Annotated in this window: 9 protein-coding genes and 1 pseudogene; 3 read left to right on the top strand and 7 right to left on the bottom strand. The window is 72.9% G+C overall.

Annotated features, from left to right (window positions below; genetic code table 11):
* Window positions 1–138 precede the first annotated feature (138 nt).
* Window positions 139–1,257 (bottom strand): methyltransferase domain-containing protein, encoded by a 1,119-nt coding sequence (locus tag ACFV5N_RS04025; RefSeq protein ID WP_385593724.1) that lies wholly within the window; start codon window positions 1,255–1,257, stop codon window positions 139–141.
* A gap of 292 nt (window positions 1,258–1,549) precedes the next feature.
* On the opposite strand from ACFV5N_RS04025, the gene ACFV5N_RS04020 reads away from it, so the two are divergent.
* From ACFV5N_RS04020 to ACFV5N_RS04010, 3 genes are all read left to right on the top strand, one after another.
* On the top strand, window positions 1,550–1,732 hold the full coding sequence (locus ACFV5N_RS04020; protein WP_385593721.1) for a hypothetical protein: 183 nt from the start codon (window positions 1,550–1,552) through the stop codon (window positions 1,730–1,732).
* A 180-nt stretch (window positions 1,733–1,912) separates the two neighbouring features.
* Window positions 1,913–3,631, top strand: a complete 1,719-nt coding sequence (locus ACFV5N_RS04015) for a PHP domain-containing protein (RefSeq protein ID WP_385593719.1) — start codon at window positions 1,913–1,915, stop codon at window positions 3,629–3,631.
* The gene (locus tag ACFV5N_RS04010) at window positions 3,628–4,203 is read left to right on the top strand and encodes a hypothetical protein (protein WP_385593716.1); all 576 of its coding nucleotides are present in this window, start codon (window positions 3,628–3,630) and stop codon (window positions 4,201–4,203) included. The genes ACFV5N_RS04015 and ACFV5N_RS04010 overlap by 4 nt, the downstream gene beginning before the upstream one ends.
* Before the next feature lie 58 nt (window positions 4,204–4,261).
* On the opposite strand, the gene ACFV5N_RS04005 is transcribed toward ACFV5N_RS04010, so the two are convergent.
* The 6 genes and pseudogenes from ACFV5N_RS04005 to ACFV5N_RS03980 all read right to left on the bottom strand — a co-directional run.
* Window positions 4,262–5,098, bottom strand: a complete 837-nt coding sequence (locus ACFV5N_RS04005) for an intradiol ring-cleavage dioxygenase (protein ID WP_385593714.1) — start codon at window positions 5,096–5,098, stop codon at window positions 4,262–4,264.
* Window positions 5,099–5,211: 113 nt separating this feature from the next.
* Window positions 5,212–7,782 (bottom strand): ATP-dependent Clp protease ATP-binding subunit, encoded by a 2,571-nt coding sequence (locus ACFV5N_RS04000; protein ID WP_385593711.1) that lies wholly within the window; start codon window positions 7,780–7,782, stop codon window positions 5,212–5,214.
* A 66-nt stretch (window positions 7,783–7,848) separates the two neighbouring features.
* On the bottom strand, window positions 7,849–8,949 hold the full coding sequence (locus ACFV5N_RS03995; RefSeq protein ID WP_385593708.1) for an aldose epimerase family protein: 1,101 nt from the start codon (window positions 8,947–8,949) through the stop codon (window positions 7,849–7,851).
* 16 nt (window positions 8,950–8,965) lie between these two features.
* On the bottom strand, window positions 8,966–10,231 hold the full coding sequence (mmsB, locus tag ACFV5N_RS03990; RefSeq protein WP_385593705.1) for a multiple monosaccharide ABC transporter permease: 1,266 nt from the start codon (window positions 10,229–10,231) through the stop codon (window positions 8,966–8,968).
* Window positions 10,228–11,862 (bottom strand): ATP-binding cassette domain-containing protein, encoded by a 1,635-nt coding sequence (locus tag ACFV5N_RS03985; RefSeq protein ID WP_385593702.1) that lies wholly within the window; start codon window positions 11,860–11,862, stop codon window positions 10,228–10,230. Before ACFV5N_RS03985 ends, mmsB begins: the two co-directional genes overlap by 4 nt.
* 51 nt (window positions 11,863–11,913) lie before the next feature.
* Window positions 11,914–12,579: pseudogene (locus ACFV5N_RS03980) on the bottom strand (substrate-binding domain-containing protein); the annotation flags it as partial.
* Window positions 12,580–12,616 lie beyond the last annotated feature (37 nt).

Raw genomic sequence — 12,616 nt, 5'->3', positions numbered from 1 at the left:
CGCCCGTCCATCCCCGGGCGCCGGCGGTCCCGCCCACGCGGGGCGGGCTAACGCTTCGTGCAGACGGGGCAGTCCACCTTGCGGCGTCTGCCGTCGTCGTGCACCCAGACCCACCCCTTGCCCGCGCACGCCCCACAGTCAGCCATGCTCCGTCTCCCCTCTCGTCCCTCTCGTGGTGAGGATGTCCGCCACCGCGAAGGACGGATCATCCAGCCAGACGTACTGGCTCTCCCGGGTGAGCCGCAGGCCCATCCGGTCAGGACCGGGCGCGCCCCGGTCGGTCCATGCCGCGTGCACACGCTCCGCCTCGTCCCACAGATCGCGCGGCCCGCGCTGGGCGACGCGGCCCTCCCGTACCGTCGCCCGCGACCCGGCCGCGTCCAGGACCAGCGCGCCGGTGCGGTCCTCCCACGGCAGATCGCCGATGAGCACGTCGAGGAGCAACTGGAGCCCGGGGGGCGGGTCGAGCAGCGGCGCCGGATCGCGCTCCAGCGGCCGGACCCGGTCGGGGGACGGCGCGGGCGCGGCGGGCGGGGCCGCGGCCGGGGGGCGCTGGGAGCGGAGCGGCATGAAGGCGCAGTCCTCGTGGAAGGTGCCGAGCGCCGTCCCGTCCCCGGCCACCACCAGCCGCAGCAGCCGCATCACGGGCGCGTACGGCAGCACGATCACCCCGCCGGGCCGGGTCTGCTCGATCCAGGCGTACGGGATCTCCCGGACCCCGGCGGTGATGTGCAGCCGGTCGTACGGACCGTGCTCCGGCACGCCCCGCGTTCCGTCCCCGACCACCAGCCGGGGCGGCGGCCCGGCGGCGCGCAGGGCCGCCGCGGCGGTCGCCGCCAGCGCGGGGTCTATCTCGACGGTGGTCACCCGCCCGGGATCGCCGGTGAGATCGGCGAGCAGGGCCGCCGTCCAGCCGGTGCCGGTGCCGACCTCCAGGATCCGGTCCCCGGGGGCGGGCGCGAGACGCCGCAGAAAGGCGGCGATGAGCAGCGGACTGGACGCCGAGCAGGTGGGCGCGAAGGCGCGCGCCGCGTTCCGCGGGGTCAGTTCGGTGCCGCCGTCGTCGAGTTGGGTGTAGATGACGGTGTCCGCGCACACAGCCCGCCACCAGCGGTCCGGATCGCGGTCCCGGTCGATCCAGTACCCGTCCCCGGCGGCCGGCTCGACCCAGGCCGCGGCCGGGATGAACGCGTGCCGGGGCACCCGGATCAGCGCGTCGGCGATCGGCGGCGGGGCGTGGGCCCGGGGCGGTTCCATGCAAGGCGCTCTACCCCGCCCAAAAGCCGTGCAAGCCGCAGGAGGGAGGGGAAGGAGCGGCACGGTCGGGAACGGGACAAAGGCATATTCCGCACCGTACGCGGGTGCGGACACCGTCACGCCGGCTGCGTCCCGGCCGTCAGGCGCCGGGGAGACGGGGCGGATGCCGTGCGGACGTGACCATTCCGTGGCCTGATCCTCACGGAAGGTGCGCGTGGGGAGGATTGACGGTCCGACAAGCGCTTTCTAGTTTGAGGTGTACAGGTCGGTATCGGTCCCCGGAGAGAGCCCCATGCGTCATCGCAAGCATCGCAGGCCCACCGGGTGCCGCCAGCTGGCCGCGTTGGGGGCCGGAGCGCTGGCCGCCGGGCTGCTCGTGCTGGCCGGCGGGACGGCCGTCAGTGCCGGGGAGGCCGGGGACGGGAGCGGGACGCCGGCCGAGCACAGCGGACAGGTGCGGGTGCCGGGTCGCTGACCGGGTCGGGGCGGGGCGGCGGGCCGGCGCGGGACCGGGCCGCCGCCCCTCGGCCGTGCGCGGGTGCGGGGCATCCTCCGCCGCTGTTCTTCTGCTCGTGGCATCGATACGGGTTTGTGTTCATCTGCCGCTTCCAGAGTGCCTGCGGCAGCTACCCCCGGCGACCACAGGAGCTATCCCATGGGGCACGGACACCACCATCATCACGGCCACGACCACCAGCACGACCACGACACCGAGCCCGGACCGCTGCCCGCGGCCCTGGACAGCGCGGTGCCGGACAGCGAGCTGAGTCCCGATCAGCTCTCGCGCCGGACCATGCTGCGCCGGGCCGGCCTGCTGGGGGCCGGGGTCGCCGGGGCGAGCGTGCTGGGCTCGTCCGCGTTCCAGGCCGCCGCCGCGGCCCCCGGGACCCGTCCCACCGGCAACAACGGCAACGGCCGCGGCAACGGCCGGATGCTGTGGCTGGCCGGTGACCACCACATCCACACCCAGTACAGCTCCGACGCCCAGTACCGGGTCGCCGACCAGGTGCGCAACGGCGCCCGCTACGGCCTGGACTGGATGGTCATCACCGACCACGGCAGCGTCAACCACGCCCGGATCGGCGTCGAGAAGGTCAACCCCGACATCAAGGCCGCCCGGGAGACCTATCCCGACACCCTCGTCTTCCAGGGCCTGGAGTGGAACATCCCGGCCGCCGAGCACGCCACCGTCTTCGTCCACCCGGGCAAGAACGAGGTCGATGTCCTCAAGCGGTTCGAGACGGGCTACGACGGCAGCGTCAAGAACGCCACCGCCGACACCCCCGAGAACGAGGCCCTGGCGATCTCCGGCCTCGACTTCCTCGCCGAGCAGGTGCGGCGCAGGAAGGTGAAGGACGCGCTCATGCTCGCCAACCACCCCTCCCGCAAGGGCATCGACTCCCCGCACGAGATCCGCGCCTGGCGCGACGCGCAGCCCACCATCGCGGTCGGCATGGAGGGCGCCCCCGGCCACCAGGCCGCCGGCATCGCCAAGCCGGGCGGCCCCGGCGGCGGGCGCGGCTACTACGACTCCAGCCCGGGCGCCGGCTCCTTCCCGGCCTACCCGGCCGAGAGCTACCGCACCTGGGGCGGCTTCGACTGGATGACCGCCACCGTCGGCGGCCTGTGGGACAGCCTGCTCGCCGAGGGCAAGCCCTGGTGGATCAGCGCCAACTCCGACTCCCACAGCAACTACGCCGACACCGCCACCCGCCCGGCCGGCACCGACTTCAACCGCGACGGGTACCACGGCGACCCGGTCTACTCCGGCGGTCTCAACCTGGACGCGGGCGACTACTGGCCCGGCCAGTACTCCCGCACCCACGTCGGCGCCACCGGCTTCTCCTACGCCGCCGTCATGGAGGGCATCCGCGACGGCCGGGTCTGGGTGGACCACGGCGGGCTGATCTCCGGCCTCGACGCCCAGCTGCGCGGCGGCAACCGCAGCGCCACCCTCGGCGGCACCCTCCAGGTGCGGCGCGGCACCGAGGTGGAGCTGCGGCTGGAGATCGCCCTGGCCAACGGCGCCAACTGGGCGGGCTTCGTGCCCACCCTGGCCCGGGTGGACGTGATCCGGGGCGAGGTCACCGGCGAGGCGCGCGACCGCGACGGCTTCCGCGCCCCGGGCACCAAGGTCGCCAGGTCCTTCGAGGTGAACAGGTCGACCGGCTCCGTCACCCTCACCTACCGGCTGGGCACGGTGGACCGTCCGCTGTACGTCCGGGTGCGCGGCACCGACGGCAACCGCTCGCAGGTGGGGCTGCACGGCGCGGCCACCGACCCGCACGGCCCGGCGCTGGACGTGGTGGGGGACGCCGACCCGTGGCGTGACCTGTGGTTCTACTCCAACCCGATCTGGGTGCTGCCTTCGTGACGGCCCCGCACGTCATCGGTATCGACGCCGGGCCGCACACGGCGACCCTGCGCGCCGCCGACCATGTACTGCACCGGCTGGCCGGTGTGCTCCCGCTGCCGGCCGGTGCGTTCGCCTGCACCCACCGGGTGCGTCCGCCGGGCGAGCGGCCGGGTCTGGCCCTGTCGCTCGCGGTGCCCGCCGCCGCGTCCGGGGCGATCCTCGACGGCCTCGGCGCGGTGGCGGGCCCGGCGGGCCTGCGGTGGGGTACGGACGCGGGCCCGGGTGCCGCGCTGGCCGCCGCCCAGCACACCGGCCGCGACGGGGGCCGGGCGGTGCACTTCCCCGGCGGCGCGGACCTGCCCGATCGGCTGACGGTCCGTGAACTGCTGGCCGGTACGGCGATCGACGCGGCCGAGGTGCTGGGCGGCGCCCCCGCCGACCCGGACACGGTGCTCGTCACCCGCTCGCACGTCCGCCCCGAGTGGGTGGCGGGCCGGCTGCTGCTGCGGCTGATGCCGGCGCTCGGCGGGACGTACGTGCCGTTCGAGACGCCGGACCCGCATCCCTGCTGCGGCGCCGGCCACGACTGAGCCGGTGCGCCCCGTCCCGGGCCGCCCGGGACGGGGCGGGGCGCACGGTCCGGCCGGTTCAGGCGGCGCGGTGGCTGCGCGCCTCGCGGGCGCGGGCGACCGGGGCGGCCAGGGTGAAGGCCGCGGTGTAGCCCTCGGCCGGGGAGCGGGTGCTGAAGGGTTCGGGGGCGAGCAGACCGTCGGCGGTGCCGCCGCCCGCGTAGACGATGTCGCGCTCCAGGGTGGTGGGGCCCTCGCCGGTGTGCTCGGCGTACGGGTCGAGAGCGTACACCTCGGCCACCATCGCGTCCGGCAGGAACAGCTGGCCGGTGAAGTGGGTGGCCTCCGCGGCGAATCCGCCGCTCTCCGGCCGCGCCCCGAGGTGCACCCGGACGTGCAGGTGCGGCGCGCGCCGGTCGTACCAGCCGGGCACGATCGTGCTGAAGGCGGCCCGGCCGTCGGCGTCGGTCACCCGGTAGCCGCGCAGGAACGACTGCGGGTCGGCGCCGGAGCGGTCCTCGCGCTCGGCCCGTACCTCGCCGCCGGGGCTGGCCTCGGTGTAGCCGGAGTAGTAGCCCCAGGCGTCGCAGTGCCAGACCTCCACGGCGGCCCCGGTGATGGCCGTGCCGTCGCCGCTGTCGCGCACCGTGAGGTCGAGGCCGAGCGGCACGCCCTGCTTGCCGTCCGTGATGTCCTGTCGGTTCTGTTCGGTGGTCAGGGAGTACGGTCCGGCGGCGCGGTGCGCGGTGAGTTCGTACCAGGCGGCGGCACCGTCCGCGGTGTCCGGCGCGGTGGGGGCGGCGGGGATGGCGGGGGTGGCGGCCACGGCGGGGCAGTGGCCGGCCAGCGCCCATCCGGCCGCGCCGACACCGCCGATGGCCAGCACCCGACGGCGGCTGAGTCTGTTATCCGTCATGAGGATCAAGCTAGGTTCATCCCGGTGCGTTGAGCAGGGCGCCCGGCTGGCCGAACAGATGTCGCCACCGCAATGGCGCACCGGCGCCGCCCCGCCCCCGTACCGGACAGGTCCTAGCTCATCGGCGGCGGCATGCCCTCGCCCTCGGCGCGCTCCTCGGCCTCCTCGTCCGCCTCCCGCGCCACCGTCACCACCAGGTGGCCGCCGCGCGCGTCCGCCGTCAGGGTGTCGCCGGGGGTGGCCCGCTCGCCCAGCAGCAGGGTGGCGATCCGGTTGTCCAGCTCGGTCTGGATGGTGCGGCGCAGCGGCCGGGCGCCGTACTCCGGCTGGTGGCCGCGCTCGGCCAGCAGCCGTTTGGCGGCCGGGGTGACCTCAAGCCGCATGCCCTGGGCCCGCACCCGCCGTCTGCTGCGCTCCAGCATCAGGTCGACCACCCGCTCCAGGTCCTGGTCCGTAAGCCGGTGGAAGATGATCGTCTCGTCGATGCGGTTGAGGAACTCCGGCGGGAAGCCGCGCCGCAGCTGGTCGAGCAGCTGGTCGCGGATCTCGTCGACCTCGCCGCCGTGCGAGAGGATGAGGTCGGCGCCGAGGTTGCTGGTCATGATGACGACGGTGTTGCGGAAGTTGACGGTACGGCCCTGGCCGTCGGTCAGCCGGCCGTCGTCCAGCACCTGGAGCAGCAGGTGGAAGACGTCGGGGTGCGCCTTCTCCACCTCGTCGAAGAGGAGCACCCGGTAGGGCTGGCGCCGCACCTGCTCGGTGAGCCGGCCCGCCTCCTCGTACCCGACGTAGCCGGGCGGGGCGCCGATCAGCCGGGAGATGGTGTGCCGTTCCTGGAACTCGCTCATGTCGAACCGGACCATGCGGCTCTCGTCGCCGAACAGCAGCTCCGCCAGGGCTTTCGCCAGCTCGGTCTTGCCGACGCCGGTCGGGCCGAGGAAGAGGAAGGAGCCGACCGGCCGGTCCGGGTCGCCCATGCCGGCCCGGGAGCGCCGTACCGCCTCGGACACGGCGGTGACGGCCTCCTCCTGGCCGACGATCCGCTCGTGCAGGGCGTGTTCGAGCCGCAGCAGCCGGGCGCGTTCGCTCTCGGTGAGCTGGGCGACGGGGATGCCGGTGGCGCGGGAGAGGACCTGGGCGATGTCCTCGGCCGTGACGGTCCGTACGCCGCCGCCCGCTTCCCCGTCGTCCGGCCCCTCCGCCTCGGCCTCGGCGATGCGCCGCTTGATGTCGGCGGCGCGCTCGTAGTCCTCGACGGCGATGGCCTGGTCCTTCTCCCGGTTGAGGGAGTCGATCAGTTCGCGGCGCCGCTGCCCGTCGGTGCCGCCGCCGGGGCCGCCGCCGAGCCGGACCCGGGCGCCGGCCTGGTCGAGCAGGTCGATGGCCTTGTCGGGCAGGAAGCGGTCGGCGAGATAGCGGTCGGAGAGTTCGGCGGCGGCGGCCAGGGCCTCGTCGGTGAACCGCACCTGGTGGTGGGCCTCGTACGCGTCGCGCAGCCCTTCCAGGATCTGGACGGTCTCGGTGACGGTCGGCTCGGGGATGGTGACGGGCTGGAAGCGGCGCTCCAGTGCGGCGTCCTTCTCGATGTGCCGCCGGTACTCGTCGAGGGTGGTGGCGCCGATGACGTGCAGTTCGCCGCGCGCCAGCGCCGGTTTGAGGATGTTGGCGGCGTCCATGCTGCCCTCGCCGCCGGTGCCGGCGCCGACGACGGTGTGCACCTCGTCGATGAACAGGATGGTGGAGCGTTCGGTGGCCCGTACCTCGTCGATGACGTTCTTCAGCCGCTCCTCGAAGTCGCCCCGGTATTTCGAGCCGGCGAGCAGCGCGGTCATGTCGAGGGCGACGACGCGGTGTCCGCTGAGCGTGGCGGGGACGTCGCCGGAGACGATGCGCTGGGCCAGTCCTTCGACGATGGCGGTCTTGCCGACGCCGGGCTCGCCGATCAGCGCCGGGTTGTTCTTGGTGCGGCGGGAGAGGATCTCCACCGTCTGTTCGATCTCCTCGGCGCGCCCGACGACCGGGTCGAGGCGTCCGCTCCCGGCTTCCTCGGTGAGGTCGCGGCTGTAGAGGTCGAGGGTGGGGGTGGTGCTCTCGCGTTCGCCGGGTGCCCCGGGGCGCGGTCCGGCTCCGGTGTCGGCGGGCCGTCCGGGGCGGGCGGATTCCCGCAGCCGGCCGCTGTCGACCCGGGCGTCGGTCAGCAGCAGCCGGGCGGCGGCCGAGTCCGGGTCGTCCAGCAGGGCGCCGAGGATGTGTTCGGGGCCGATGTAGGAGACGCCGGCCGTCCGGGAGCGGGCGTGTGCGGCGATGAGGGTGCGTTTGGCGGCCGGGGTGAGGTTCAGCGGGGCGCCGGCCGGGGTGCCGGGGTGCGGCAGGGTGTCCTCGACGCGCTCGGCGAGCCGGTCGGGGTCCGCCCCGGCGGCCGTGAGCAGGCCCCGGGACGGTTCGACCTGGGTGGCGGCCCACAGCAGGTGCCCGGTGTCCAGGTCCTCGCTGCCGTCCCGGGTGGCCCGCCCGGAGGCGAGCGAGATCAGCTCGCGCGCGGCGTCGGTGAGCAGCCGCCCGATCGGCACCCGCTGGACGGCGGGGGGCGAGGCGAGCGGCGACATGCCGAAGAAGCGGTTGAGCAGATCGGAGAACGGGTCGGGTGAGGAGGGCGAGGACGACGATCCGAAGGGCGCGCTCATGCTCTCCACTACAGCAAGAGCCACCAACCCCCGCAATCCGGCACAAAGCGGCCGGGGCTCCGGGGTTCAGCCCGCCGTGAAGGTGTGCACCGTGCTGCTGCGGTACCGCTCGCCGGGGCGCAGCACGGTGGAGGGGAACGCGGGCCGGTTCGGCGAGTCCGGGAAGTGCTGGGTCTCCAGGCAGACCGCGTCGCCCTGCCGGTAGGCCCGGCCGGAGGAGCCGGTCAGCGAGCCGTCCAGGAAGTTCGCCGTGTACAGCTGGAGGCCCGGTTCGGTGGTGGCCAGCTCCATGCCGCGGCCCGAGCCGGGGTCGGTGAGGGTGGCGGCGTACGCGGGGTCCGCCGTCACGCCCGCGTCCAGCACGAGGTTGTGGTCGTAGCCCTGCGCGTACCGCAGCTGCTCGTGTCCGGCCCGCAGCTCGCGGCCCAGCGGCTTGCCCGCCGGTGCGGTGAAGTCGAACGGGGTACCGGCGACCGGTGCCAGGTCCCCGGTGGGGATGAGCGTGGGGCCGACCGGGGTGTAGCGGGCGGCGGCCAGCCGCAGTACGTGGTCCTCGACGCTGCCGCTGCCCTCGCCGGCCAGGTTCCAGTAGATGTGGCTGGTGAGGTTGACCAGGGTGGGGGCGTCGGTTTCCGCCGTGTAGTCGATGCGGAACGTCCCGCTGTCGGTGAGCGTGTAGTCCACCCGCACCGTGAGCGTGCCCGGGTAGCCCTCCTCGCCCGCCGGGGAGGTGCGCCGCAGGGTGAGCCCGGTGCCGTCCCGGCCGTCGAAGGGGGTGACCTCCCACAGCCGCCGGTCGAACCCGGTGGTCCCGCCGTGCAGGCTGTGGCCGCCGCTGTTGACGGGCAGGGTGTACGTCTGCCCGTCCAGCGTGAACCGGCCGCCGTCGATGCGGTTGCCGTAGCGGCCGATGAGCGCGCCCAGGTACGGGGAGGCGCCCTCGGCCGCGTACGGCGCCAGGTGGTCGAAGCCGAGCGAGACATTGGCGGGCCGCCCGTCCCGGTCAGGTACCTCCAGGGACTGGACGATGCCGCCCAGGGAGAGCACCGCGAGCCGCAGCCCGCCGCGCGCCAGCGTCCATCGGTCGACGCCGGTCCCGTCCGGCAGGGTGCCGAACGGGGTGCGCGCGGGCGGGGCCGCGGTGATGCGGTGCTGCGGGGTACTCATGTCGCGTTCTGTTCCTTCATGTGCGGGCTCGACGCTTGTTCCACACATCGAAGCCCACCGCGGCCAGCAGCACCAGCCCCTTGATGATCTGCTGCCAGTCGGGGCCGATCCCGACCAGCTGCATGCCGTTGTTCAGCACGCCCAGCACCAGGCCGCCGATCACCGCGCCCAGCACCGTGCCGACCCCGCCGCTCATCGACGCGCCGCCGATGAACGCCGCCGCGATCGCCTCCAGTTCGAAGAGCTGCCCGGCGCCCGGCGTACCGGCGTTCAGCCGGCCCGCGAAGACACAGCCGGCCAGCGCCGCCAGCACGCCCATGTTGATGAACACGGCCATGGTGACCCGCTTGTCCTTCACCCCGGACAGCTGGGCCGCCGCCCGGTTGCCGCCCAGCGCGTACACATGCCGGCCGAGCACCGCGTTGCGCATCACGTAGCCGAGCACGATCAGCAGCCCGGACAGGATCAGCAGCACCACCGGGACACCCCGGTAGCTGGCCAGGGTCAGCGTGAACGCGGCGGTGGCCGCCACGATCGCCAGGCACTTCAGCAGGAACAGATTGCGCGGCAGCACCTCCAGCTCGTACTCCCGCTGCTGCTGCCGCTTGCGCCACTCCTGGAACAGCACCACCGTCACCACCAGCAGCCCCAGCAGCAGCGTGAGGTTGTGGTAGTTGGTGTACGGGCCGACCTCCGGCAGATATCCCTGGCTCATCTGCTGGAAGCCGCGCGGGAACGGCCCCCGGGACTGACCGTCCAGCAGCAGCTGCGTCGCGCCCCGGAACAGCAGCATCCCGGCGAGCGTCACGATGAACGACGGGATGCCGATGTACGCCACCCAGAAGCCCTGCCAGGCCCCGGCCGCCGCGCCGATCAGCAGCGACAGGGTGAGCGCCAGCGGCCAGGGCACCCCGTGATTGACGATCAGCACCGCCGACGCCGCCCCGGAGAACGCCGCCACCGAGCCGACCGACAGATCGATGTGACCGTTGATGATCACGATCATCATCCCGATGGCCAGGATCAGGATGTAGCCGTTCTGGAGAATGATGTTGGTGACGTTCCCCGGCATCAGCAGATCGCCGCCGGTCCAGATCTGGAACACGATCACCAGCAGCCCGAGCGCGATCAGCATGCCGTACTGCCGCATGTTGGTGCGCATCGAGCGCAGCAGCTCGGAGGCCAGCAGCGCCAGCCCCCCGGACGGACCGCCCCGGCCGCCGCCGTTGCCGCCGCCCGGCGCGGGCGCCGCTTTGTCCAGCGTGGTTCCGGTTCCGCTCATCGTGCCGCCTCCCCGGCCTCGCCGCCGCCGACAGCGCTGTCATAGCTGTCACCGGTGCGGGTCATCAGCCGCATCAGGGCCTCCTGGGAGGCCTGCTCACGCTCCAGTACGCCGGTCAGCCGGCCCGCCGCCATGGTGGCGATGCGGTCGCACAGGCCGAGCAGCTCGGACAGTTCGGAGGAGATCAGCACCACGGCCCGCCCCTCGGCGGCCAGTTGGCTGATCACCGTGTAGATCTCCGCCTTGGCACCCACGTCGATGCCCCGCGTCGGCTCGTCCAGGATCAGCACCCGGGGCCCGGTGTTGATCCACTGGCTCAGCACGACCTTCTGCTGATTGCCGCCGCTCAGCCGCCCCACCTGCTCGAAGACGGTCGGGGTCTTGATGTTCATCGAGGTGCGGAAGCGCTCCGCCACCCGGGTCTCGGCGTGCTCGTCGACGATGCCGCGCCGCGCCATCCCCGGCAGCCCCGCCAGCGAGATGTTGCGGCTGATGGTGTCGATCAGGTTCAGCCCGTACGTCTTGCGGTCCTCGGTGACGTACGCCAGGCCGTGGGCCACCGCCTCCGGCACCGTACGGGTGGACACCTCCCGTCCGTCCACGGCCACCGTGCCGCGCTCGTACCGGCCCCAGGACCGGCCGAACAGGCTCATCGCCAGCTCGGTGCGCCCGGCCCCCATCAGCCCCGCGATGCCCAGGATCTCGCCGTGCCGGACCTCGAAGGAGACCGAGTCGACCGACTTGCGCCGCTCGTCGGCGGGGTGGGCCACCGTCCAGTCGCGCACCGCGAGGGCCACCTCACCGGCCCGCTCGCCGGTGTACGGCACCCGGTCGGGGTAGTAGGCGTCCAGCTCGCGGCCCACCATGCCCCGGATGATCCGGTCCTCGGTGAGCCCGCCGTCCACCGGCAGCGTCTCGATGGTGCGTCCGTCGCGCAGGATCGTGACGGAATCCGCGACCGACAGCACCTCCTTCAGCTTGTGCGAGATGAGGATCGCCGCGATGCCCTGGTCGCGCAGCTCGCGGATCAGGTCGAGCAGTTTGCGGCTGTCCTCGTCGTTGAGCGCCGCCGTCGGCTCGTCCAGGATGAGCAGCCTGACCTCCTTGGCCAGCGCCTTGGCGATCTCCACCAGCTGCTGCTTGCCCACGCCCAGCGCCGAGATCTTCGTCTGCGGGTGCTCGCCGGTCAGCCCGACCCGGCGCAGCAGCCGCTCCGTCTCGCGCAGCGTGGTGGACCAGGAGATGAGACCTCCCCGCCCCGAGGTGCGTTCATTGCCGAGGAAGATGTTCTCGGCGATGGACAGCTGCGGTACCAGCGCCAGTTCCTGGTGGATGATGACGATGCCGCGCCGCTCGCTGGCGCGGATGTCGCGGAAGGCGCAGGGCTCGCCGTCGAATTCGATGTCCCCCGCGTAGCTGCCGTGCGGGTGCACCCCGCTGAGCACCTTCATCAGGGTGGACTTGCCGGCCCCGTTCTCCCCGCAGATCGCGTGGATCTCGCCCGGCCGCACCGACATGCTGACCCCGTCCAGGGCCCGTACCCCGGGGAAGGTCTTGGTGATGTCGCGCATCCGCAGGACGTACCCGGGGTCGTCCCCCGGTCCGGATGCCGTTCGCTGTGCACGTGCCATGGGTGTCCGCTCCCGTGCTCCGTATGCCGTCTTCCCTCCTCCGGTGGCCGCTCAGCCCAGGTCCGACTCGGCGTAGTAGCCCTCGTCGATGAGGATCTGGTAGTTCTCCGCGTCCACGCTCACCGGGTCGAGCAGATAGGCGGGCACGACCTTGACACCGTTGTCATAGCTCTCGGTGTCGTTGACCTCGGCCTCGCCGCCGCTCAGCAGGGCGTCGCTCATCGCCACCGCCTGCCGGGCGAGTTCGCGGGTGTCCTTGTAGACCGTCATGGTCTGCTCGCCCGCGATGATCGACTTGATCGAGGCCAGCTCCGCGTCCTGCCCGGTGATCACCGGGTAGGGCTGGCTGCCGGAGCCGTAGCCCACGCTCTTGAGCGCGGACAGCACGCCGATGGAGATGCCGTCGTAGGGCGAGAGCACCGCGTCCACCCGGTGGCCCGAGTAGTGCGCGGTGAGCAGGTCGTCCATCCGGCTCTGGGCCAGGCCGCCGTCCCAGCGCTGGGTGGTGATCTGGTTGAGGCTGGTCTGCCCGCTGCGCACGACCAGCTGGCCGCCGTCCAGGTAGGGCTGGAGGACGTCGAGGGCGCCCTGGAAGAAGTAGCGGGTGTTGTTGTCGTCGGAGGAGCCGGCGAACAGCTCGATGGTGAAAGGCCATACAACCCCTACGCCAGGCCCCAGCCCTACAACTTTTAAAACGCCATGAATACGCCCTACCCGAACTTTTACTACCTAGCCTATTATTACTACTTGTACC

Source organism: Streptomyces sp. NPDC059853 (assembly GCF_042731495.1).
Classification (GTDB): Bacteria; Actinomycetota; Actinomycetes; order Streptomycetales; family Streptomycetaceae; genus Streptomyces.
Note: the sequence above shows the minus strand (reverse complement) of the source record. Positions and strands in the feature narration are given on the sequence as shown.